Origin of the sequence: Veillonella parvula (assembly GCF_032550495.1) — a bacterium.
Taxonomy (GTDB): domain Bacteria; phylum Bacillota; class Negativicutes; order Veillonellales; family Veillonellaceae; genus Veillonella; species Veillonella parvula_G.
The window spans coordinates 244897-270277 of record NZ_JAWFZJ010000001.1 but is presented as its reverse complement, the minus strand read 5'-3'; the positions used below and the strand labels follow the sequence as shown (position 1 = coordinate 270277).

The window sequence follows — 25381 nt, the reverse complement described above, 5'->3', positions numbered from 1 at the left end:
ATTAAACCTTTCCGGCTGAAGGACATAGATGATTTAAAAAACATTCATTACACAAAGGCTTACGAGCCTTACACAATCTACGGCCATGATAGATTAACCAGTGGTGTGCAGCAGCCCAGTCCTCTTTTGGGATTGCCTTTTGTAACTTTTGTTCCATCTCTTCCGGCGTCTTAGCAATACCTAATTTTAATCGATTAGACACGCGGAATACATGTGTATCTACCGCAATGGCAGGTGTACCAAATAAAACGGATACCACAACATTTGCTGTTTTACGCCCTACACCAGGCAATTCAACGAGTTGATCAAACTCACGAGGCACCTCTCCATGATATTGTTCAACTAAAATCTGACAAGTAGCAATTAAGTTTTTTGCCTTGGATTTATAAAGACCGCAATCTTTAATAAGAGTCTCTAACTTCGCAACCCCAATCTCAAGCATCTTTGCAGGATGATTAAGTTTAGGGAACAATCGTTTCGTAACAATATTGACCCGTTCATCCGTACATTGTGCAGACAAAACTACAGCAACTAATAATTCAAATTCATTTGTATACTCAAGGGCAGGTTTTGCATCAAAATAATGTTCTTGTAACAGTTTCAACTGCTCTGCCTTTATCGCTTTTGTTACACGCATACAGTTCTCCTTTCTCACCTGTGAAAGTACAGACGCGTACAACTTATATCTTACCATACGTATTCATTAAGTTCTATGTTATAATAAAACATGCTATTCTAATATAGAATACAGGAGGCGCATATGAGTAATATTAACGATACATTAAATCGAATAAATGAACTAGCTGCAAAGAAAAAATCTGGTCAAGAATTAACACCAGAAGAATTAGTAGAAAAAAAAGAACTATACGAAATTTACTTAAGCTTCATTCGTAGTCAAATTACAAGCACCTTAGACCGCGTTGAATTTGTAGACCCAAAAACAGGTGAAAGAACCGCTCCTAAACGAGCTCTAGAAGATTTAGCTAAAGAAGCTGACCAAGATATTAAAGAACATAAAGATATTCACTAAGACTACAAAAGCGTACGCATGAAGGATATTTCCTAATGCGTACGCTTTTGATTTTTATTTTTACTATTTTCGCTTCTAAATAAATAAAATATATTACTAGACTAGTATCAATATTTCTATTGAGGTCCTTCTCCAGCAATAATACGTTGTGCCTCAGCATCAGATAAATCATAGTGTAAGAAAGTCTTATAGAATAATTTTGTTTCTTTCACTAAATCAATATCATTAAATAATTGAGGTTGTATGATTTGACCTGCCCATAAGATTTGTAATGCAGACTCAGCACTGTAACGATCCCAGTTGAAAGTACCTACAGGATTGCTGTAAATACGACCGTTTTGTACTGCTTTAAGGCTTGCCCATTGTGGATCATTCTTAATCGCTTCAATACCTTTGCGTGATTGTGTACCACCAATAATGATAATATCAGGGTTAGCTTTAACGATTTCTTCCATTGTTACAGTAATTTGAGGACCTTTTGTAGTGATGGCATTTTTACCGCCAGCGTAACGAATCCATTCATTGATAATAGTCTTATCACCATCAACCTTTAATAGATTATCTCCACCTACAATATGTAATACGGATGGACGGTTAGCATCATCAATACTTTTTGTTCTATCTTCAGCAAATTTAATTTTGTCATCTAAGTAAGCAAGGTATTGTTTTGCCATTTCAGGAGCTTTATCACCTAATACTTCAGCTGTAATAGTAATAACTTTACGCAACCCATCATAGTCTTGGAAGTTCACACGGACTGCTGGAATCCCTGCATTACGTGCCATTTCAATTTGATTTTTATTGCTTGCTAATACAACTTGAGGTTTCAATTTTTGAATTTCTTCCATTTGTACATCTGTACCTTTTACAGGTGCTGGAATTTCTTTAATGCGTGGGTACACTTGAGCGAACCAAGGCAAGCCTTGAACAGAAGTTGTGGTAGACACTAATTTATCCGCACCACCAAGCATCAATACAACTTGATTATTGGCATGCCATAAATCGGCAACCTTTGTTATATCTTTAGGAATTGTTACATCTGTTCCATCGATATCCTTTACTACACGCGTAGCAGATTGATTACCTTGTGATGCATTCTCTGTGCCACATCCAGCTAACATGAATAGAGCCGTCATAAGGGCTAATAAAAATACAATAATACGCTTCATACTTACATTCCTTTCTGACCTAATTGAGGGATAACACATACAGTACGATTAACTGTATCGCTATAGAATAAGCTTAGCTTAGTCTTATAAATCTCCTCGAGCGCTTCTAAGGTCACATCACTAACAGAATCATAAAAATCTATAGTTCCACCACGACATAAACCAACACGGCTATTTAACAACAACGCCTGTTCCGGTAAATGTGTAGTGAAAATAATAGCATATCCTTGGGCGCGTAATTGATCAATTGTTTCTAAAACAATAACCTGATTACGTATATCTAAAGCAGATGTAGGCTCATCCATAAGTAATAAGCGTGTATCTTGTAACAAGGCACGACCTATAGCAACTAATTGCCGTTGACCACCACTTAAATCACGGCATGGTTTGTCCTTTAACGCCGTAATACCAAGCATGTCCATAATAGAATCAGTTTTTTCAAATTCCTCTTTACCTGGAGATGAGAACATGCCCATTCGCAAGGTAGCACCAAAGGAGATATAATCTCGTACCGTATAAGCTATATCAGCCCCAATAATCTGTGGTACAAAAGCAATTAGCTTGGCCCGTTCCTTGATTGATGCAGTCATTAAGTCTACACCACTACAATAAATATGTCCTTGTTGAACATGATTAAAGCACATTAAACAGCTTAATAAGGTAGATTTGCCTACCCCATTCCTACCTAGTAACGCCAATGCATCACCAGCTTTTACAGAGAAGGATAAATCACTAAAAATATTAGGTTGGTTCTTATCATAGGCAAATGATATAGAATCAACGACGAGTTCAAATGAATCCATTAGAAGTACCTCCGTTGTTTATATAATACCCATGCAAAGAACGGTGTTCCAATAAAACCACATAAAATCCCAAGTGGAATCTCTGCAGTTGTTAAGGAACGAGCAAATAAATCAGCAATCATCAAAAAAGAAGCACTCACTAAAATCGTAGCAGGAATTAATTTTTTATGATCATTACCTACTAACATTCTAGATAAATGTGGTATAACAAGACCAACCCAGCCAATAGTGCCGCTAAGACATACAGCAGCAGCTGTAAGTAATGTAGAGATTCCAATAATAACTAGTCGCTCTCGATTGACATTAACGCCCAAACTTTGAGCCTCTTGATCAGAAAGAGACAAAATATTAAGTCTCCATCTTAAAGCTAACACTGCGATTGTGCCTATGATAATAATAGGCAATACATAAAGTAAATTATCCCACGTAACCTTTGCTAGGCTTCCCAACTGCCAATAAACAATATCTTGTAACTCTGTATCAGGATCTGCAATATATTTAAGCAAACCAATTATAGCAGCCATAAATCCAGAAACGATAATACCACATAATACTAGAACGATACGCGATTGATTCTGAATCAATTTAGGCAATAACAAGGTTAAACAAACCGCCAAAATACCACCCATAAAGGCTAGTATGGCAACGCCATATAACGAAAAGTGTAATAGTATGCCTATACATGCACCTACACTAGCGCCATGTGATACACCTAATAAATCTGGAGATACTAAATCGTTACGGAATACCCCTTGGTAGGCGGCACCAGAAACGGCTAATGCAATACCTACAGCAATAGCCCCTAATACACGGGGCAATCGTATCTCCATAACCACATTGTACATAGATGCATCCCAAGTAATGGGTAATACTAAAAAATTAGATAATAAAATATTAGTTACCTGATCTATAGGAATGAAAAAACGACCTATAACGAGAGAGGCCAGAAAAATACCAATACATATAACTAATGTTATACCCATTGTCCGTATATAATGTTGCATAAAATACCTCAACAAACAAAAACTTCATATATGCTACCTTTAACTATACAAGATTTTATATATTAAGAATAATTAGTTTTAATGATATATGTATAGAAAAAAGCCACTTGATATATGGATCAAGCAGCTTTTAGTATAAGTTTTACTTATCGATTATAATTTACCAAGACGTTTCATAGCAGTATAAATTTTTCCTGCGAGTCCTGTCATTTGCTTTTTAGGAATACCACAGGCAGCTATACGAATACCATTTGCTAATGCAATTACATAGATATGCTCTTTCTTCAACTCTTCACAGATAGCATTTGCAGAGTCTGTAGGGATTGTAATAAAGAACCCACCACGGTAAGGTAACATGGGAAGACCCACTTGTGCTGCTTCTTGTTTAAAGATATCAGCACGATCGCGAATTAATTGATAATAGCAATTGCGTTCAGCTTCATATTCCTTAAACTTAGCTGAATCAGCCACAATATTAGCCATTGCACGCATTGCAGGACGACAAATATTGGACCATGTAGCACGACTTGTAGATTTGTTAACTTCGAAAAACTCATCAGCTATTTCTTCATCGTCAGAGATCCCAATCATCGCACCAACACGCTGACCATACATAGTAAATCCTTTAGATAAGCTATAACACACACAGGTGAGAATTTCTTTTGGTAAATGACTAAATTTATTGAAGAACGCACGTACCTCATCTTTTTCACCAGAGTAATCAAGATATGCTACATCAATACCAATAATCACATTATTTCGACCAATAGCAACTAAATCCTTCAGGAAATTAAGGATAGAATCCCAATCTTTATCCTCAATAGAGTAGCCGGTTGGGTTATTACCAGGTGTATTAAAGATAACAACCACATTTGTTTGTTTAGCCGCCAATTCGTTTACACGATTTTGGAATGCTTCATGATTAAAGTTATTATGTTCATCAAATAAGGAATACGTAACTAGTGTACGTCCAGTATCACTACAAATAACACGGTATGCACCCCAGTACCAATCCGCTGTTAATACTTCATCACCAGGCTCTGTATAGTTATGAATCAAATGATGAATGCCACCAGTGCCACCTGCGGTAGCAATGCTACGAATATGTCCTTCTGGGCGGAAATTACCAAAACATTCTTTTTCAGCAGCACACAAAAAATCTGGAATGCCCGCAATTGGTGCATAACCAACATGTTCAGAATCCGAAAGACTCAAATATTCTTCTTTAACGGTCTTAAGAAAAACTAAGTTTCCCTCTTCATCATGAATAGCACCCAAAGTACCATTTACAACATTCTCACGGCCATTTTCTTTAGCATCGGCTTGAGCTTGGCCAGCAGTTACGAAGATCACGTCTTTTAATTTTTTTCCTTTTGCATGCTTTGCAGCAACACTTGTCATAACTAGCACCATCCTATCTGAAATGAATATTACATATTTATCATACCTAAACTAATTTAAATATACAACGTATATTCAGTAAATATATTGTATACATAGAAGATTTAACTAACTATTAGTAACTCAACACTTATTAAATATATATAGAATATATTAAGTACCTTATTTAGGAAAAATAATTAACAAATATACAATAAAACAGTAAATATATAAAAAAAGACCACTCAAAAGAGTGGTCATCATCATCCTTAGAAGGAATAGCCTACACCAGCGTGTAAACCTTTTGCAGTTTTATCATTGCTATCTACACTATATTTATCATAGCCATAGTATACATTCAAATCTACATCAGGGCGTACTTCATATTGAGCACCTACTTGATAAGTTTGCTTAATATCATTACCCCAACCAGCCTTAGCAAAGCCGTTTACTTTATTAGTCAAAGGTACATGACCGATAACACCAGCTTGGAAACCAAGTTCAGTATCATTTGTACGAATCGCAGTACCTGCACCATATAAATTTACATTTGGATGTACTTTATAAACCAATGCTAATTGATGATCTTTAATATCACCATTTTTTGCATTTAATTTATCGTAAGAGTATTGTAATGCGGCTTTATTGGAAAGGTCGTGTTGTAAAGAAACACCGAAACCGTCATTACTATTGCCACCACCATTAGATACGTGTTGTTTAAAAGCATAATCAGCTTGTACCTTAGTGGATCCATCACTAATTTTCGTTACAGGAGCTGCAGCAAATGCACTACCGGCTACAACTGTAGCTGCTAAAGTTAATAATACTAATTTCTTCATTTTTACCTCCTATACACATACCAACGGTATGTCTTAATAAGTTACTAATCGATAGGTATAGTAATTATACAATCTATAAATTAGCGTTTCATGAATACAGGGATATCAGGGATACCACTGTTAGTATTTGTAGTGGATGCCGGACGGGATGTAGTTGTTGTTTTACCGAATTCAGGTACATTCTTAGTATTTGAATTAAAACCAGTTGCCACAACAGTAATTTGAACTGTATCGCCTAAGCTTTCATCGATAACGGAACCGAAGATAATATTTGCATCAGGATCCGCCGCTTCAGAAATAATTTCGGCAGCTTCATTAATTTCAAACAAGCTTAAGTTAGCACTACCGGAAATATTGAGTAAGATGCCTTTTGCACCATCGATAGATGTTTCCAACAATGGGCTATTAATAGCCATTTTAGCTGCGTCAGCAGCGCGGTTTTCACCTTCGCCAACGCCAATCCCCATCAATGCTTCGCCTTGTTCAGTCATGATAGTTTTAACATCTGCAAAGTCAAGATTGATCAAGCCAGGAACTTGAATCAAGTCTGAAATGCCCTTGATACCTTGGCGAAGTACATCATCAGCTGTACGGAATGCATCGCTTAAGGAACATTTTTTATCTACAACTTGCAACAATTTATCATTAGGAATAACGATAATAGTATCTACTTTTTGAGTCAAGAATTCAATGCCTTTTTCCGCTTGTGCACGACGGCGTTTACCTTCAAATGCGAACGGTTTAGTAACGACGCCGACTGTCAATGCACCGATTTCTTTAGCACATTCTGCAACGATAGGAGCAGCACCTGTACCAGTACCACCACCCATACCAGCAGTTACGAATACCATATCAGCACCTTCAAGAGCTTTTATAATTTCTTCGCGGCTTTCTTGAGCAGCCTCTTCACCGATTTGTGGATTTGCGCCTGCACCAAGACCTTTTGTAACCTTCTCGCCAATTTGAATCGTTACATCCGCTTTAGATAATTCAAGCACTTGGCTTTCAGTATTAGCGGATAAAAATTGAACACCTTTAAGATCGCTATCTACCATGCGATTAACAGCGTTATTACCGCCGCCACCAACACCGATAACTTTAATATTTGCAAAATCAGACATTGAACTTCCTCCTCTTATCGTTATCTATCGTATCAATATACGTCCCAATGTATCGATTTATATACTGACAATCTTATAACAATTACATTTATTTTACACTAAAATTTAAAAACTTTCCACTATATAGAATGTGATTTATTAGAATCGCTTAGTCATAATAATCTTTCGTATAGCGCCTACATTAATAAATACATGCAATCCAAAGCCAATAAGAGCTACGTAATATAGGTTAATTCCTATGAGGTCACCTACATATACAAGAATAACAGCTAACACAACATTTGAAAAGAACCCAAGCACAAAATTACTAAGATCAAAGGTTCGTTCCAATGCAGCACGGCTACCACCAAATACAGCATCTAGTGCAGCCAGAACAGCAACTGATGTGTAGTTCGCATAACTTATAGGTATATGAAATGGTGAAAGCCACCCTAATGTAGCGCCTACAATTAAACCAATAATGGCAAAGATATAAATATTCATTCTTTACCTCCTGTTTCATTAGGCTTTATATGCTCTTCTCTAAAGGTTCCTGTAAAAGCTGGAATAGCTAATTCATTTTCTTCCTTTATGGTTACCTTTATGCCCCAGTGTTTCAAGGAATCCACCACACCGCCTCGCATGGTGAGCGCAGAATTTAGTGTTTTTGGATCACCAATCGCTTTAACTGTAAAAGGAGCCCCAAAAACCTTACCATTCACAGTAATAGTCGGACCAGAGCATCGTATTTCAGAAGTCCCTATGAGACGTTGGTCATTGATAGCTATCGCCTCAGCCCCACCAGCTCGCAATTCATTAACAATACGTAAAATATCTTCATCATGAATTACATATAAATTAGGATTTTCACCACTTTGAATTGGCTTTAAGCTATCCTCAATTAATACACTAACACCCGTACCTTTAACATTAGTTAAAGCTGCTTTCATCATCAACTGTTCATCTGCTTTAACATTGCCAGTGGCACCAGACTGTTTAAGCTCTTCTATTTGTTTTAACAATGCATCACGTTCACTTTGAGCCTCTCGCAATTGTACGGCTAAATCACCAGCTCGTTGTAAACGGATATTTTCTTCTATATTATCTTGAGTCATCTTATATTGGGTGACAACCATGAAACCCAATATACAACTGACTAAGGCTATTGCCCACCGTTCGTGTCTCACGACAATCATCTACCTTTTATCTTCAACATGACCTTGTTTATCTTGTTTTGTATCATCCTTCTTAGTAGATGAATTTTCTGTAGTCTTTGTTCCTGTCTGATGCTTTTTAACTTCCGGTATTACATCAGTTTTTATGTATGGCGATGAAACATTAACATCTATATATTGTACATTGCTATGTGTTGTCTTAATATCTTGTAACATAGACTGAGTTAACTCGGCTTTTTTAGGTAAGTCTTTACTATCTCCTAATCGAATTTGCACCCCCGATACGGTATACGCCATTATTGCATCAGGGTCTCCTATATTGACCTCTGCAATATTTTTAAAAGTGCTTTCATCAAGAGAGTTCAAGTATTCAAGAGCCGCTAAAATAGGTTTATCCACAACGGTATCACCTAATAAAATATTTCCCGCCTTAACTCCTGATATCATTGGTACCGACGTATCTTGTATAGCAGGCTCTGATGCAATTACTTGACCTTTACTATCAAGTGTTAGATAGCCAAACTGAGCTGGTACAACTGCAACAGCTTTGCGTTCTATGACACGTACGACCATTGTAAATGGCAATTGATAACTAATTTGAGCCTCTTCAACCCGTAAGTCTTTCGCCAATCTATTTTTTAATTTCTCTGTACTAATTTGCAATATATTTACAGGTTCATGAATATCCCCTGCTACCATTACATCTTGTACAGTTACCTTATCCGATCCTACAATTTTTAAGGATCCAAAAGGAATAGGTAGTGTAAACAATCCCACCAACACGAGAGTAACTGCACCACCGATTTTTAATACTCGTTTTCTAAATACAGCCCGTTCATCTTGAACAGGTGTAGAAGACTGCATCTCCCCAGAGTTGGATGGATGGTATTGCTTATCATCCATAGATAACTCCTTATATTCTATTCAGCCTTTAAAATTTCCCTATACTAGCTGTTAATAGAATCTTTTCACATAATGTTGGAAAGTCAATTCCCATTTCTTTAGCTGCCTTTGGTACTAAAGACGTTGCCGTCATACCTGGCACAGTATTGTATTCTAGAACATACATATTATCTACATGATCTGTCATAATATCAACACGAATAACCCCACTGCCTTGTACTTCGCGATACACAAGTTCCCCTATGCGTTGCATCTCAGCAGTCATTTCTTCACTAATAGGCGCAGGTACTAAATATTCTGTAGCACCTACAGTATATTTACTAGTATAGTCATACTCCCCAGAATGTGGACGGATTTCAATTACTGACAATGCCTTACCGTCAAGAACGGATACTGTAAATTCGCGACCATCAAGAAATTGCTCTACTACAAGAATCGGATCATATTTTAGCGCTTCTGTAACAGCAGCCTCCAATTGTGCCTCATCACGAACGATGGTAACGCCAATACTAGAGCCTTGAGTAGCAGATTTCACCACTACAGGAATCGTAAACTGTTTACGAATATGTCCTATAATAGCTTCTGCAGATTCTAAATTACCATTAAAGGATTCAGAAGTAGCTGTTGGAATATTAGCCCCTTTGAAAACATCTTTGCTTACTTTTTTATTCATTCCTACCGCATGAGCCATGATGCCCGATCCAGTATATGGAATTTCTGCCATTTCAAGTAAGCCTTGTAATGCACCATCTTCACCATAACGACCGTGAATTGCATTAAATACAATCTCTCCACCTAAGGATTCAATGTCTCTTAAAACAGTACGAGGATTAAGTTCTAATGTTTGGGCATTATACCCTTTACTTTCGAGTGCTTCTGCAATAGCAGCGCCAGTACGGCGAGATACTTCAGCCTCTTTGGAAGGACCACCCATCAATACGATTATTTTTCTATCTTTCATTGTAAGCCTTCCTCCAATATAGCTAATAATTTAGGTCCATATTGATTAATAGAACCGGCACCCATTGTGATAACCAGATCATTAGGTCGCACAATTTTTGACAATACAGCCGGTATGTCATCAACAGATGGTACATAATGTACAACCTTATGTGTAGCAGCTTCAACAGCATCAGGAATAGTACGTCCATCGATACCTGCAATCGGATCTTCACCAGAACTGTAAATATCTGTCATATATATTTCATCAGCACTTGTAAAAGCAGTGGCAAATTCATCTTTCAACAAGCTTGTACGTGTATACCGATGCGGTTGAAACACACAAATAACGCGATGTTTTTCAAGTTCTTTTGCTGCTCTTAAGGTCGCTTTAATTTCTGTTGGATGATGTGCATAATCATCGACAACCCAGACGCCAGCAACATGACCTTTTGTTTCAAAGCGTCGTTTTGCACCGATAAATTTACCTAACGCTTTTGTAATAAAGCGATTCTCTACACCGCAACATTCATGAGCCACAATAAAGGCTGCCAATGAGTTTAATACATTATGTTCTCCAGGCACGCGCAAGCTGATACGGCTTATATTAATGCCTTTATGATATACATCATATACCAAGGAAGAGTCCACATAATGAATATTTTTTGCTACATAATCATTATTATCCTCTAAGCCATACGTAATAAAAGTACGTTTTACGCGGCTCATAACATAACGAATATTTTCATTATCACCACATACGATAGCCTTGCCCGCTTCTGGTAACGTTTCGACGAACTCACAGAAAGCGTTTAACAAGTTATCCATAGTCTTATAATGATCCATATGATCATCTTCAATATTAGTTATAACGATAGTATGTGGATGCAATTTTAAAAATGAACCATCGCTCTCATCCGCTTCCACAACTGAAAAATGGCCTTTCCCAAGGCAACTGCTACCTTTGAGATAATCTACTTCGCCACCGATAATTACCGTAGGGTCCGCATTAGCCTCCACTAAAATTTGTCCAATCATTGAAGTTGTAGATGTTTTACCATGCGCACCAGCTACTGCGATACCATCTGTTACATCTAATACAGCCTTTACAATATCAGAACGATGTAAAATGGTAATCCCTTGCTCTTTAGCGGCAACAATTTCAGGATTGTCTTCACGAATCGCTGTAGAACGAACTATAGCATCAACACCATTTACATATTCTTTATTATGACCGATATGCACCGTGGCACCCATATCTCTAAACTTAGAAATCACTGCAGATTCAGCAATATCTGAACCAGATACATCATAACCTTTTTGAATCAAAATATTCGCTATCGCACGCATACCAGATCCACCAATACCGATAAGGTGAATTTTGTGAATACCGTCTAACATAAAACCTCTCCTTGTTACTTTGCAATAGATAAAGCTAATTTTGCAATATCATGAGCCGCATTCGGTTTCCCCAATTGCAATGCTCGGTCTCCCATTTGTGCCAACAAATCACGGTTGGCCATAAACATCTCGATTTCCCCTATCAAATCGTGAGCACTCAACATTTTATCTACAATCATATGAGCCGCCCCTTCTTGTACAAAGATACGTGCATTATAGGTTTGATGATCTTCCGCTGCGTATGGATACGGTATCAATACGGATGGAATACCGCGAACTGCTAATTCTGCAAGACCTATAGCACCAGATCTAAATACTGCTAAATCGGCTGCTGCTAGTGCTTTTGGCATATCATGTAAATACGGCAAAATCAAAGATGAACTACCTAAACCATCCCCATCGGTAATGCCCAATTGGGATAAAACAGATTCATATTCTCCGTTTCCCGTAATATGGATTAATTTAATACCTTTCACACCTTGAAAGTGTTTATGTACATCTACCATAGCATTGTTAATAGTTCTCGCCCCTCGAGAACCTCCAGCTATGAGTACTGTAAAGGTATCATCACTTAAGTTGAAATAGTTACGTCCCGATGTTCTCGAATCAACTAGCACATCTGGACGAACAGGATTCCCTGTATAGACTACGCGCTTTGCTTTAGAAAACGATGCTTCTGCATCCTTATAGCCTAGGGCTACCACATCAACAAAACGACTCAGAATTTTATTAGTAATGCCTGCTATGACATTCTGTTCTTGAATTATAGTAGGAATATTATGTAATGCTGCAGCCAAGAGAACAGGACCACATACATAACCCCCAGTACCAATAACCACATCAGGTTTAAACTTAAAAACTATAGCATTAGCTTTTACAATGCCTAAAGCAGTTTTACCTAATGTGACTAATGTACCTAACGATAATTGACGCTGCAAGCCTTGCACAGGAATCGTAGTAAACTCTATCCCCTCTTTAGGAACTAATGTAGCCTCGAGACCTTGCTTGGTACCAACATATAACACCTTTGCATCAGGATTCTGTTTCATAATTTCCTTATATATAGTTATTGCTGGATATATATGTCCACCAGTGCCACCACCTGAAATAATAACACGTTTCATTAATGGTGTCCTCCCTCTTGCAACATATGAACACAACGTTTAAAATCATCTCCACGCTCTTCAAAACAGCTATACCAATCAAAACTTGAGCAAGCCGGAGATAATAGCACAATATCACCCGTCTCTGCCAATTTATAGCCTTTCTCTACTGCGTCCTTCATGGATAAAGCACGATAAATCGGCTTCACACCAGCCTTTTTTGCAGCCGTCTCGAAACGATCTGCCGCTTCCCCCATGAAAATAACAGCTTTAGTCTTCTCTTTAACTAACTCCATGAAATCTTCTAAAGGCGTCATTTTATCATGGCCACCAGCTAATAGAATAACTTGTTGATCAAAGGATTCTAATGCTTTAATCACAGAATCTACATTAGTGGCTTTGGAATCATTATAGAATGTGATACCACCAATCGTCTTAACGCGCTCTAAACGATGTTCAACTCCATGGAACTCGCTAATAATGTGATGAATTGTCTCTACGGGTACGCCCAACGCATAGGATAAAGCAATAACGGTCAATATATTTTCAATATTATGACGGCCTGGAATATGAATATCTTCATTTCCAATAACAGATTTTGCTATACCATCTTTAGCAATATAACATTGCCCATCAGCATAATAAGCGCCATTCTCTACAACTCGGTTTTGACTAATTTGTAAAATATGACTAGGCGCACGGTGTTCCATATCAGCTACAACAGAATCATCAATGTTAAGTACTAAAAAATCTGTACTTAATTGATTTTCAAAGATGCGTTCCTTCGCAGCAATATAGTTTTCCATTGTCTTATGACGAGCTAAGTGATCTGGAGTAATATTGAGCATAATAGCCCCAACAGGCCTAAAATGCTTGATTGTCTCTAATTGATAACTAGATAATTCGGCTACCAAAAAACCGTCTGCAGGCATAGCGTACGCCACTTCGCTAAGGGAATCACCAATATTCCCTCCCACACGAACTGGTTTTCCAGAGCCTTCTAGAACCTTAGTTAATAAGGTTGTTGTCGTAGTCTTACCATTTGTACCAGTAACAGCTACGATAGGTGATTTAGATACTTCATAAGCTAATTCTACTTCGCTGACCACGTCAATACCACGAGCCTGTGCTGCTTTTACAATCGGAATATCTAAAGAAATACCTGGAGAAATAACGATACGGTCCACGCCATCTAGCAAGGATTCATCTTGACGTCCTGTAATAATATTTACCCCTGCCGCAACAAGTCGTTTTTCCTCAGCCGTAGGCAGTGTCATAGGCTTATAATCATTTAACACAACATGCGCACCCACTTGGGCTAATACCCAAGATGCACCTATACCGCTGGCTCCAGCGCCAAGAACAAGTATATGTTTATCTCCGTATTCCATCTATATCACCTAAATTATCTACAAAATTAATGTATCCTATCTAATAAGCATACCATTATTTACAACTTCCGTTAAGTATTATCTTATAAAGTTATAGTCGCTAAAAGTACACCAATAATGGCTAAAACAGCTCCACCAAACCAAAAGCGATTAACAACTGTTTGTTCTGCCCATCCGGAAAGTTCAAAATGGTGATGAATAGGACTCATCTTAAATACACGCACACCCCGTGTTTTAAAAGAAATAACTTGAATAATAACAGACAGTGCTTCCATAACAAAAATGCCACCAATCACCACGAGTAACAATTCTGTTTTAGTTAAAATAGCCATTGCTGCAAAGGCACCACCTAATGCCAAAGAGCCTGTATCTCCCATGAATACTTTTGCAGGGTTCACATTATATACCAAGAAACCAAGACATACGGCAGCTACAATAGCGCCGAAGTACGCAACACTTTCAGCACCGATAGAATTTGTCATCGATGCAGCCATTAGACCAATAACAGAGAATGCTATCGCCGCCACTGCTGATGTACCACCAGCAAGACCATCAAGACCATCTGTTAAATTTACTGCATTTGTAGCTCCTACAATAATCAAAAATGCCAATACATAATAACCCCATCCCAATTGTAATTGTATATCTACAACAGGAATCCATAATGTGGTAGGAACAACCATAATCTCAGTAATGCAATAACAGAATACGGCAGCCAATATAAATTGTCCAAGTAATTTTTGCTTCGCTGTTAAACCAAGATTGCGTTTTTTTACAGCTTTTACAAAATCATCAAAAAAACCTAATAAACAATGACCCAGTGTTAAGAATAATAACATTCCTGTGCCCACATTCCATGGTGCAAACAATGCCACGCCAATAATAAGGGCCACCATCATGAAAGCACCACCCATTGTTGGCGTACCGGCTTTTGCTTGATGACTTTCAGGGCCTTCTTCACGAATACTTTGTTGTGCGTGCAAAGAACGCAACATAGGAATAGCAATTTTACCTAGCACTACCGTAATGATGAAAGTCGCTACGAAGGCTAATAGAATGTGATTTATCATATGAATCCTCTACTTATTAATAAATAGGACGGCTAGATATAACTAGCCGTTACCTATTATTCTCGATCCTTTAATTCTTCAACAACGCGCTCCATTCGTAAACCACGGGAACCTTTCACAAGGATAACATCCCCTTTTTCACGAATATCACTATATGCGTTGGCCATTTCTAAATGGCTGTTACAACGGAATGTAGTTAAACCCGCTTTTTTTGCTTCCTTTGCAATGAAGGCAGCAGCATCACCAAAGGTGAATACAACACTATAACCCTCTTCAGCAAGCAAATGGCCGATTTCACGATGTGCTTCTTCAGAGAAGTCGCCGAGCTCGAGCATATCGCCTAGCATCGCAATTTTACGCTTACCTTCTAATTGGCCAAGTGCTTTAATAGCTTTTGCCATGGATGAAGGGTTTGCATTATAAGCGTCATTTAAGATAACAATATCTTCAAACGGAACGATTTCTTGACGCATTGGAGTTCCAGTAAACTCGCTCAAACCTTTACGAATTGTATTGGATTTTATACCTAACACACGACCTGCGACGATAGCCGCCAATGCATCATATACATTGTGTTCACCAATCATAGGCAAGAAGATATCAAAAACTTCATCATAACACTTACAGGTAAACTTAATACCATCTTTTTTATAGCGTAAATGACTACCAATACAGGTAGCATTACGTTCAATACCATACGTAATAGTTTTACCTTTAGCTAAGCTATCCATTGCTTTTACATATGGATCGTCCTCATTAAGGATAGCCACACTATTTTCAGGCAAGCAACGAATCAACTCACCTTTTGCTTCAGCAATGGCTTCGCGAGAGCCTAAAAGCTCGATATGACTAGTACCAACATTGGTAATAATCCCCATCGTTGGTTCTGCAATCAACGCCAGTTCTTCAATTTGGCCGAGGCCACGCATACCCATCTCAACAACACAGGCTTCATGCTCAGCGGTCAAACGTAACAAGGTTTTTGGTAAGCCAATTTCATTATTATAGTTTTTCTCAGTTTTTAATACATTAAATTCTGTACCAAGTACGGCTGCCACCATTTCCTTTGTTGTAGTCTTACCAGATGAACCGGTAATAGCAACTACAGAAATATCAAAACGGCGACGATGATAACGTGCCAAATTTTGATATGCTACCAAAGTATTGTCTACCTCGATACAAGCAATGCCTTCTACAGCACGTCCTTTTTCAACGATAGCCCCTGTAGCACCTTTTTCGATAGCCGCATTGATAAAATCATGGCCATCAAAGGTATCACCTTTTAAGGCTACAAATAAAAAGCCTGATTCAATAGTTCTTGTATCAGTAGACACATCTAAAAACTTAATATTATCGGTATGTGCACTCGTCCCCTTTGTGGCCTCCAGTACTTGAGACAATGTAAATTCTGCCATATTAGATCTCCTTGAGGGCTGCTCGCGCCTCTTCACGATCATCAAAATGGATCGTTTTATCCTTTAAGATTTGGTAATCCTCATGCCCCTTACCTGCAATGAGTACAATATCCCCAGGTTTTGCATTTTGTATAGCATGTTGAATCGCTTCCCGACGATCAACGATAACTTCATAGTAAGTTCCTTCTCGAAGGCCGTCTTTAACGCCGACTTCCACATCTTTAACAATTTGTATAGGATCCTCTGTACGCGGATTATCAGATGTAACATACACAACATCACCGTATTGTGCCGCAATGCGTCCCATAATAGGACGTTTGGTTGCATCTCGGTCACCGCCACAACCAAAGACTACAATAATACGATTTGCTTGAATAGCCTTTGCTGTTTGTAAAATATTTTCTAACCCATCTGGTGTATGTGCATAGTCTACAACAACAGCAAATGGTTGACCTTCTTCAATCAATTCAAAACGACCAGGTACAGCACTAAATGTTTTCAACGCTTTATCGATGTCTTCCATGGAAATACCTTCTAATAGGCAGGCACCAATAGCTGCTAATGTATTATACACATTAAACAAGCCAGTCGTATTCATTGCAACTGTATAGTCATGACCATCATAAGATACCGTGTAACGGCTAGACTTTGGCGTCATATCAACGTCATGAGCATTCAATGTGCCGCTACCATCAATACTATAGGTAATGATAGGGGCTGTAGTTTTTTCAACAACCCGATGTCCATAGGCATCATCGATGTTAATGACAGCACCCTTACCAGATTTTACTTGGTTTGGTTTGCTAACCTGTTCAAATAGTTTACATTTAGCTGCTAAGTAATTCTCAAATGTTTTGTGAAAGTCTAAATGATCTTGTGTAAGATTTGTAAATACTGCCGTATCATACTCAACACCAGATACGCGTCCCAAAGCCAATGCATGGGAAGATACTTCCATTACGCAATGTGTAACGCCCTCTTCCACCATTTGATGCAAAATATGTTGTAAATCTACTACGTCAGGGGTCGTGTTATGAATCGGATATGATGTATCGCCAATCATGATATGAACCGTACCAATCACACCGACCTTATGACCTTGAGCTTTCAAAATATGACGAATCATATGAGTTGTAGTCGTTTTACCATTAGTACCAGTAACACCAATCATGCGCATAGAATTGGCTGGATAATCAAAAAAGTATGGCACACAGGACATCATAGCCGCACGTGTATCTTCAACAGTGATAACACAAACGTCACTACTTACCTCAACAGGTTTAGATACTAATACAGCTACTGCCCCAGACTCAACAGCTTTATTAACATAGTTATGACCATCGACAGTAGCACCATCTAAAGCAATAAATAAACTACCCGCTTTTACAGCACGAGAATCAGCGGTTACATCTAAAATTTCAACAGCTGTATTACCTTCTACATGCGGTGCATGTAAGGTTTTTACTATATCTTGTAATTGTTTCATATACAATCTCCTTTACACGCAAAGGAAAGCAGCCCAATACGAGCTGCTTCGCCTGCTAGTCTATAATTTGCTGTTTCTCTTGTACATTACGTTCAGTAACAGCGCTTTTTGTGCTATAAACAAAAGAATCAGGCAAAACCATTCCTAGTTGTTCTTCTGCGATTTGTTGGATACGTACAGGAGACTTCAAAGAAGCCACTTCAACGTCCAATGCATCGTTATCTTTTGTTAATTGTACTACAGCTTGCTGTGTTTTAACTACCTCATAGCCCAACTTTGTACTGTATGCATTCATAACCATCATGATAAGCAAGCATGCAACTAATGCAGCAATACCATATACAACTTGCCACATCATAGGGCTTAAATCTAAAGCTACGTTTGCACTACGTCTTCTCCCTTGTGCAATGACCAACATATCACCTTTTACTTGGCCCACAACAGCCTTTCTTGCTAACATAACACTTAACCCCTTCCAATTCTACAACTTTACTGCTACGCGCAATTTAGCGCTTCTAGCCCTCGGATTAACTTCAATCTCCCCTATACTTGGCTCTATAGCCTTATTTTTTGCCTTTACAACTGCCTTGTGATTACAAACACACATAGGCAATTGTGGAGGACATATACATGCGGTACTTAACTCTTTAAAAGTTTGCTTTGTAATTCGATCTTCCAAGGAGTGGAATGTAATAACTCCAATCTTTCCCTTTGGTTTTAACATCGATACAGCATCTACAAAACTATCATGCAAGATTGCTAATTCTCTATTTACTTCAATACGTATAGCTTGAAACGTCCGTTTTGCCGGATGAGGTCCATCTTGTCGCGCCTTTGCAGGTATTGCATTCTTAATAATTCTAACTAACTCACCAGTAGTAGTGATTCTTTTTTCTTGGCGTGCTTCAACAATAAACTCAACAATCCGTTTAGCCCATCGTTCTTCCCCATAGTCGCGGATAATTTGCAGTAATTGTTCACTGTCATATTCATTAACAATTTCCTCTGCCGTGAGAGGTGCATCTTTATCCATACGCATATCAAGAGGTCCATCATTCATATATGAAAAACCTCGTTCAGGGGTATCTAGTTGATAGCTTGATACGCCAAGATCAAATATAAAGCCATCTACTTCATAGATGCCCGCATTTCGGAGGGCTTCTTTTAAGTTAGAAAAGTTTGTAGGTATTGTTAACACCTGACATTTCAAATCAGATAAACGCTGTCGAGCTACACTCAAAGCATCTTCATCTTGATCTAAACCTATAATCATACCTTCTGGGTCTAGCATCTCGCCCACTGCGTGAGCATGTCCTGCCCCACCAAGGGTACAGTCCACATAAATGCCTTTTGGATTAGTTACGACGGAGTCCACCGTTTCACGTAAGAGTACGCTAGTATGATTAAATTCCATCATAGCCTCCTATAACATAATCCCTTCAAGCCCTTCAACTAATTCTTCCATGCTTTCAGCCACTTGCTCATCATAGAAATCGTATTTTTCACGACTCCAAATTTCAACGTGGTCCCCAGCACCTACAATAACAGCCTGTTTATCAAGGCTTGCATATTCACGTAGTGGTACAGGAATGAGGACACGACCTTGTTTATCATATTCAAGTTCAGCAGCACTACCAAAAACAAAACGTTTTAAGGCACGCACGCTAGCTTTAGTGGAGGATTGTGATTGTAAAGCAGTAGAAATTTTTTTCCACGCCTCTTCGGTGTAAATAGCCAAGCAGTTATCTAAGCCTTTTGTAACGATGCACAAATCGCCTAGTTGTTCACGTATTTTCGCAGGTATAATCATCCGCCCTTTTGTATCAATAGTGTGATTATATTCGCCCATGAACATACGTATCACCGCCTTTCACTATTTCTTATCCACCACTATATGGTAAATTCTACCACAATTCCCCACCTTTCACAACAAAAAATCCATTTTTATCCCACTTTTTTATATTTTTCTTGTTTAATCTCTATTTTTCTCCTCTTTTCTACAATACATATGTTCGATTAAATATTTAAAACAAATCAATTTAAACCACTCTCCACCACAATGGTGAAATACCACTCCTTAGATGGACATAATCCCCACTTCAGATGTATTATGTTTAGGAACTCAATGTATTATGTTTAGCAACGCATAAACGTTAAATATATTTAGGTCTATATTAAAAAAGCAAAAAAAACCTCATCAATGTACAACACATACATTGATGAGGTTTTCCTCTATTTATATAATTTTAATTATAGTATTAAAATTTAGATTCGATAGCCGCTTGAAGATCGCCTTTAGGCAAGAATCCAATTTTACGGTCTACTACTTCACCATCTTTTAGAATAACGAATGTAGGCAATACTTCAACTTGTAAGTTACGTGCTAATTCTGGTTCTTCATCAGCGTTTACTTTTACAAAGTTAGCTTTACCTTCAAGCTCACCTGCAATTTCTTCAATGATTGGCATCATACGTACGCAATAACCGCACCATGGAGCCCAGAAGTCAACAACAGTAACACCACCTTGGTTTACTAAATCTTGATATTCAGCAGTTTTTAAATCTTTTAATTCGCTCATTGTACCCTCCTACGGTAATTGAACTAATACACAATCTTGAATGACATGCAGATCTAAAGCATGTGCTTTTTCAACAACAGATGGTTTATCCGCCCCCGGTTGCAACCACACAACAGGAATGCCAAGTTCTTTGCATTCATCAAGTGCAGCTAACCCTACTGCTTCTGGTACAACAAAATCTACCACAGCAGGCACAACGGGAAGTGCAGAAAGACTAGAGTAACAAGTGTCTCCATCTATTTCTGCAATATTAGGATTGACTGGATATACTTCATATCCGTGATCTTTAAGACATTTATAAATCTTATAACCGAACTTTTCGGTTTTATGGGTAGCTCCAATAACGGCCCATACTTTTTGATCTAAAGCTTGTTGAATTGTCATTTCGACCACCTCTTATATACTATTATAAATGAATATCGAACATTGTCAATATATTATATCGAATTATATAGTTAAAGAATTATTCTCTTTTAGCAAACATTCTATAACATAAAGCAATACTATTTTCTTACGTTATTCTTTGATTTGTATCTCAATCGTTTTCTGACTAAGACTAGGTAAATTTAAATCAATCTCAATTAATTCAGATAAACTGATTTCTCTACGACTTAATGTATGAGCTTCAACTAAGCCCCCTACAATAGCCAGCTCACCTAAAATTCTATTAGGAGACCACTGATTTTCACGCAATTCTCGAATAGTAATACTCTTTTGTCGCTTAGACAATCTATGTCCTTCAGAATCAATTAATAATGGAGCATGCCCATAAGAAGGTATTTGTATATTTTTAGAATTGAAACTGGTTTGTAATGTTTTATATAAATATATTTGCTGCCCCGTAGTCTCTAGTAAATCATCTCCACGAATGACCTCCGTTATCCCCATAACAATATCATCCAGTACGACAGCTAAATTATAGGCATACATACCATCACCACGACGCAATACATAATCATCTAATTCACCTTCTAAATGAATATGTTGAAAGCCTTGCCAACGATCCACGAAATCTAAATCACAAGAATTAACGGCTAAACGCAAAGATGGCTCCTTAGACATCATAAATTCTTTTATCAATTTATCCTCTAGATGACGGCAATGGCCATCGTAACGATGAATTACATCGCCGACATGGGGTGCCGAAGCAATAGACTGGAGCCTTGTACGATTACAAAAGCAAGGATAAATTAGTTTTTCTGATGCAAGATGTTCTAATATTTCTCCATAATATGTTTGCCGTTCACTTTGCCAATATGTTGATTCTGGACCACCAACACGAGGTCCTTCATCCCATTCAAAGCCTAGCCACTCTAAATCATCTAATAGAGCTTCCCCTAAATCCCGTTTAGAACGTTGGATGTCTATATCCTCCATTCGCACAACATACTGCCCTTTTTGTTGCCTCGTAGAAACATAGGATAAGAGGGCTATCCACACATTGCCAAGATGGATATATCCTGTGGGGCTTGGAGCAAATCGGCCTTTCATAATGGACCCTCCTACAGTACAAAACAAGTGGCATATCCCGTAGAATTACACAGAATATGCCACCATACATGATATAAGACAATTATCCTAGAGAAATGATGTTATCGAATACCTTACCAGCGTCTTTAATTTTTTGTTCGTTCCCCATTGTACAAATATGATTATCCTTCAATACGGGTTCAACCACATCTGCTAAAGCAACGATATCCTCTGGCTTACAAGCGATAACTTGTTTACGAAACTCTACCTTATCCTCTAGTTTAGCACCGCTAAAATACATCCCCATCGCACGTGGGCCACGCAACGCAGGAGTCATAGGCAAGTCCAAGGAGCTCATAGTACCGATAATATATTTACGCATCTCACGATTAGTCAACGTAAACTCACGAAGATATTGAGGTAATTCTTTATATACATTTAATGTTTCTACCAAGTTTGGATCTCGATAGCTACAGAAAATCATATTCCCATCATCATAGAAGTTTGCAAAGGCACCGTAAGCACCACCTTGTACACGAATGCGAATCCAAAGATATTCATAGCGTAAAATCGTCTCTAATACACTCATTGGGCCTACGTGTTTATACCCATGGTCTACAAAGTTACCACCTTGAGCTACGTATTGAACCTTACCAGCTGTAACGATACCATCATTACCAGACAAACGTGTAATCTTTAATTTATCATTACTTAACTCAGTAGTATCCCAGGTTTCAATCAATGGTTTCATAAGATGTTCAAAGGCTTCTAATTCGCCTTCTTCACCAACGAACATGATATCCACATTGTTAGCACGGAAAATCTTACGAGCTACATCAGCTAATTTTTCTGGCAATAATGGTAATGCCGCAGGATTAGAAGCCAACTCGCTAATCTTTTGATAGTAACCAAAGTTACCATTATCTCTAAATTTACCAACTGCAGACACTTGAGCCATAACACGTTGACTTACGATGGAATTACCACGACGGAATGCTTCATTATCCCAAATAGCTTTGCTTTCTTGAACAAGTTCAGTCAAGCGTCTATCGTCACTATAATCTGCTTTTTGTACTACTTCGTTAATCAAACGGCATAAGTCAGGTAATTTAGAATGCAAAGCTTTAGCTCGAACAATCATGAGAGGCGTAAATTCATCACGCTTACCATCTTTGCTAATAGCCGTAATATCTGAGCTTAAACCACCAAGATTCATATTGATATCTTTCGCCAATGCTTCATAGCCACGTTCAGATGTGTCAATACGACCAATAATATCACTTAAAATATCGGCGTAGAACAATTCATCTTCTGTAAGACAGCTTAAATTAAAGTAAAGCCCTACATAGTTGATGCCTTTTGTGAAAGTAGGCACAAAATGTACTGTAGTGTTGCCAATTTTACTTTCACGACGTTCTACCTCTTCAATATTAGGATTTAAATCTGATAATTCAAGCAATGGTATCGATGCTAACGCTTCGTCGCTATCTGGAGCCTCTTGACGAAGTTTAAGTCGTTTTGTTTGCTCTACAATTGCTTCGATTTCTTCTGGAGACATCTTAGCTTTTACAGAAGCTAAATATTCTTTAACCTCTGCATCCTTGCGTTCTTGAAGACCACGTTCAGGATAAATAGAAACAAGCACTTTATGATTGTTATTTAAGATAGATCGACGAATCAAATCTTCAAAGTACGTGCCGGATAAGCCCTTGCGAATATTCACCAATGCTTCTTCGTAGTGTAATAGTTCAAGTGGGTCATTGTCATATAGCCAATTATCCATCATACGGATAACATAAGCAAGACCAATTGGACGACCACCAAAGTCGCTTTCACGAAGAGCAAACTCAATGCTATTCAAGGAAGCTTCTAATAATTCTTTATCTAAACCGTTATCACAAAGTTCTTGCAATGTAGATTCCACAATACGCTGCAAGTCAGCTTGTTTATCGAGATTAGAACCAGTTGCTTGCACGGTCCACAAAGGTTGACGAATACTATCAAGATAATAACCACTCACATCAGAACCGATACCTGCTTTCACCAAAGCCTGTTTAAGAGGCGCCGCAGGAGATGTCAACAATGCATGTGTTAATATCTCAAAAGCCAAGCTATGCTCAGGTGTTACATCAGGTAACACATAGGCAAAGGAATGTAAAGTTCGGTTGTCTGTTGGCTCTTCAGAACCTACGCTATATGGATAACTTACCACCTTACCTTCCGCAAATGGCGTTTGTATACCAACCTCTGTATTAACCTCAATAGCATCAAAATGACTTAAGTACTCATCATTCAAGAATGCCAATTGCTCTTCAATATTCATATCACCATAGAGGAAAATATAACTATTGGATGGATGATAATGAACTCGATAGAACTCTTGGAACTCTTCATAAGTTAAGTCCGTAATATGGTCAGGATCTCCACCAGAATCAACACCATAAGTGGTATCTGGGAAAAGTTCACGCATCATTTGGCGTTCTAGAACGGAATCGGGAGAGGAATAAACCCCCTTCATCTCATTGAATACAACACCTTTATAGGTAAGTTCATCGTCCGCACTATCTAATTCATAATGCCAACCTTCTTGCATCACGATTTCCGCATCTTCACGAACGCGTGGATACAATACAGCATCAAGATATACGTCCATCAAGTTGTGGAAGTCTTTATCATTCTTGCTCGCTACAGGATACATCGTTTTATCAGGATATGTCATAGCGTTTAAGAACGTGTTTAAAGACCCCTTAACAAGCTCAACAAATGGCTCTTTTAAAGGAAACTTACGAGAACCACATAAAACGGAATGTTCCATAATATGTGCTACACCAGTACTATTATGTGGTGTTGTTCTAAAAGCGATATTGAATACTTTATTAGAATCTGGTGAATCAATATAAATTAAACGTGCACCAGACTTTTCGTGTTTCATTTCATAAGCGGTACCATTGATCTCATCAATGCGCTCAATGCGGTCAAGGCGAAAGCCAGAATAAACCTTATTTATTTCCATGCTGTCCCTTCTTTCTATACTAATATAATGATTTCTCTCTGAATAATTTATTATATCATATCGATGACTCTATATATAGATGTTAAGAATAATTATCGAATTACAAAACCC

General features: G+C 38.0%; 25 protein-coding genes. 1 reads left to right on the top strand and 24 read right to left on the bottom strand.

Features of this window, described 5'->3' with window-relative positions; genetic code table 11:
• Position 1: 1 nt before the first annotated feature.
• Positions 2 to 637 (bottom strand): endonuclease III, encoded by a 636-nt coding sequence (gene nth / locus E6X37_RS01295; protein WP_316073330.1) that lies wholly within the window; start codon positions 635 to 637, stop codon positions 2 to 4.
• Positions 638 to 760: 123 nt separating this feature from the next.
• Here nth and E6X37_RS01290 point away from each other — a divergent pair, with 123 nt between their 5' ends.
• Positions 761 to 1030 (top strand): DUF896 domain-containing protein, encoded by a 270-nt coding sequence (locus tag E6X37_RS01290; protein ID WP_316689392.1) that lies wholly within the window; start codon positions 761 to 763, stop codon positions 1028 to 1030.
• A 116-nt stretch (positions 1031 to 1146) separates the two neighbouring features.
• Here the strand turns inward: E6X37_RS01290 and E6X37_RS01285 are convergent, their stop codons facing one another.
• The 23 genes from E6X37_RS01285 to E6X37_RS01175 form a co-directional block, all read right to left on the bottom strand.
• Entirely contained in the window at positions 1147 to 2199 is a 1053-nt protein-coding gene (locus tag E6X37_RS01285; RefSeq protein ID WP_316073332.1) for an ABC transporter substrate-binding protein, read from the bottom strand.
• Between the two features lie 2 nt (positions 2200 to 2201).
• Positions 2202 to 3002 carry an ABC transporter ATP-binding protein gene (locus E6X37_RS01280; RefSeq protein ID WP_316073333.1) on the bottom strand — a complete coding sequence of 267 codons (801 nt, stop codon included), beginning with the start codon at positions 3000 to 3002 and terminating at the stop codon, positions 2202 to 2204.
• Positions 3002 to 3985: a FecCD family ABC transporter permease gene (locus tag E6X37_RS01275; protein WP_316689546.1), complete on the bottom strand. Its 984-nt coding sequence runs from the start codon at positions 3983 to 3985 to the stop codon at positions 3002 to 3004. The genes E6X37_RS01280 and E6X37_RS01275 overlap by 1 nt, the downstream gene beginning before the upstream one ends.
• 174 nt (positions 3986 to 4159) lie before the next feature.
• Positions 4160 to 5407 carry an aminotransferase class I/II-fold pyridoxal phosphate-dependent enzyme gene (locus tag E6X37_RS01270; protein ID WP_195395119.1) on the bottom strand — a complete coding sequence of 416 codons (1248 nt, stop codon included), beginning with the start codon at positions 5405 to 5407 and terminating at the stop codon, positions 4160 to 4162.
• 248 nt (positions 5408 to 5655) lie between these two features.
• Entirely contained in the window at positions 5656 to 6225 is a 570-nt protein-coding gene (locus tag E6X37_RS01265) for an outer membrane beta-barrel protein (RefSeq protein WP_004696198.1), read from the bottom strand.
• 80 nt (positions 6226 to 6305) lie between these two features.
• Entirely contained in the window at positions 6306 to 7346 is a 1041-nt protein-coding gene (gene ftsZ / locus E6X37_RS01260; RefSeq protein ID WP_004697140.1) for a cell division protein FtsZ, read from the bottom strand.
• 138 nt (positions 7347 to 7484) lie between these two features.
• Complete coding sequence (locus E6X37_RS01255; RefSeq protein ID WP_278469750.1) at positions 7485 to 7829, bottom strand: small basic family protein; 345 nt, start codon at positions 7827 to 7829, stop codon at positions 7485 to 7487.
• Positions 7826 to 8521, bottom strand: coding sequence for a DUF881 domain-containing protein (locus tag E6X37_RS01250; RefSeq protein WP_042986433.1), 696 nt, complete (start codon positions 8519 to 8521; stop codon positions 7826 to 7828). Before E6X37_RS01250 ends, E6X37_RS01255 begins: the two co-directional genes overlap by 4 nt.
• A complete protein-coding gene (locus E6X37_RS01245) occupies positions 8522 to 9403 on the bottom strand; it encodes a cell division protein FtsQ/DivIB (RefSeq protein ID WP_156697593.1) in 882 nt (293 codons plus the stop codon). It abuts the gene before it with no gap.
• 28 nt (positions 9404 to 9431) lie between these two features.
• Entirely contained in the window at positions 9432 to 10364 is a 933-nt protein-coding gene (locus tag E6X37_RS01240; RefSeq protein WP_314932780.1) for a D-alanine--D-alanine ligase family protein, read from the bottom strand.
• Complete coding sequence (gene murC, locus E6X37_RS01235; protein ID WP_316073205.1) at positions 10361 to 11743, bottom strand: UDP-N-acetylmuramate--L-alanine ligase; 1383 nt, start codon at positions 11741 to 11743, stop codon at positions 10361 to 10363. The genes E6X37_RS01240 and murC overlap by 4 nt, the downstream gene beginning before the upstream one ends.
• A gap of 14 nt (positions 11744 to 11757) precedes the next feature.
• The gene (gene murG / locus E6X37_RS01230) at positions 11758 to 12867 is read right to left on the bottom strand and encodes an undecaprenyldiphospho-muramoylpentapeptide beta-N-acetylglucosaminyltransferase (protein ID WP_316073206.1); all 1110 of its coding nucleotides are present in this window, start codon (positions 12865 to 12867) and stop codon (positions 11758 to 11760) included.
• Positions 12867 to 14237 carry a UDP-N-acetylmuramoyl-L-alanine--D-glutamate ligase gene (gene murD, locus E6X37_RS01225; protein ID WP_316073207.1) on the bottom strand — a complete coding sequence of 457 codons (1371 nt, stop codon included), beginning with the start codon at positions 14235 to 14237 and terminating at the stop codon, positions 12867 to 12869. Before murD ends, murG begins: the two co-directional genes overlap by 1 nt.
• A gap of 83 nt (positions 14238 to 14320) precedes the next feature.
• Positions 14321 to 15307 (bottom strand): phospho-N-acetylmuramoyl-pentapeptide-transferase, encoded by a 987-nt coding sequence (gene mraY / locus E6X37_RS01220; protein ID WP_288580510.1) that lies wholly within the window; start codon positions 15305 to 15307, stop codon positions 14321 to 14323.
• Positions 15308 to 15363: 56 nt separating this feature from the next.
• The gene (locus E6X37_RS01215) at positions 15364 to 16722 is read right to left on the bottom strand and encodes a UDP-N-acetylmuramoyl-tripeptide--D-alanyl-D-alanine ligase (RefSeq protein WP_316689391.1); all 1359 of its coding nucleotides are present in this window, start codon (positions 16720 to 16722) and stop codon (positions 15364 to 15366) included.
• 1 nt (position 16723) lies between these two features.
• Positions 16724 to 18208: a UDP-N-acetylmuramoyl-L-alanyl-D-glutamate--2,6-diaminopimelate ligase gene (locus E6X37_RS01210; protein ID WP_227065262.1), complete on the bottom strand. Its 1485-nt coding sequence runs from the start codon at positions 18206 to 18208 to the stop codon at positions 16724 to 16726.
• 55 nt (positions 18209 to 18263) lie between these two features.
• The gene (ftsL, locus tag E6X37_RS01205; protein WP_004697156.1) at positions 18264 to 18668 is read right to left on the bottom strand and encodes a cell division protein FtsL; all 405 of its coding nucleotides are present in this window, start codon (positions 18666 to 18668) and stop codon (positions 18264 to 18266) included.
• Positions 18669 to 18689: 21 nt separating this feature from the next.
• A complete protein-coding gene (rsmH, locus tag E6X37_RS01200; protein ID WP_227065261.1) occupies positions 18690 to 19622 on the bottom strand; it encodes a 16S rRNA (cytosine(1402)-N(4))-methyltransferase RsmH in 933 nt (310 codons plus the stop codon).
• Positions 19623 to 19631: 9 nt separating this feature from the next.
• On the bottom strand, positions 19632 to 20063 hold the full coding sequence (gene mraZ / locus E6X37_RS01195; RefSeq protein ID WP_004696227.1) for a division/cell wall cluster transcriptional repressor MraZ: 432 nt from the start codon (positions 20061 to 20063) through the stop codon (positions 19632 to 19634).
• Between the two features lie 403 nt (positions 20064 to 20466).
• Positions 20467 to 20787 carry a thioredoxin gene (gene trxA / locus E6X37_RS01190; RefSeq protein WP_004696229.1) on the bottom strand — a complete coding sequence of 107 codons (321 nt, stop codon included), beginning with the start codon at positions 20785 to 20787 and terminating at the stop codon, positions 20467 to 20469.
• A 9-nt stretch (positions 20788 to 20796) separates the two neighbouring features.
• The gene (locus tag E6X37_RS01185; RefSeq protein WP_004697233.1) at positions 20797 to 21171 is read right to left on the bottom strand and encodes a CoA-binding protein; all 375 of its coding nucleotides are present in this window, start codon (positions 21169 to 21171) and stop codon (positions 20797 to 20799) included.
• A gap of 132 nt (positions 21172 to 21303) precedes the next feature.
• Positions 21304 to 22278: a tRNA glutamyl-Q(34) synthetase GluQRS gene (gene gluQRS, locus E6X37_RS01180; protein ID WP_024061914.1), complete on the bottom strand. Its 975-nt coding sequence runs from the start codon at positions 22276 to 22278 to the stop codon at positions 21304 to 21306.
• Between the two features lie 82 nt (positions 22279 to 22360).
• Positions 22361 to 25270, bottom strand: a complete 2910-nt coding sequence (locus tag E6X37_RS01175; protein WP_316689390.1) for an insulinase family protein — start codon at positions 25268 to 25270, stop codon at positions 22361 to 22363.
• Between the last annotated feature and the right edge of the window lie 111 nt (positions 25271 to 25381).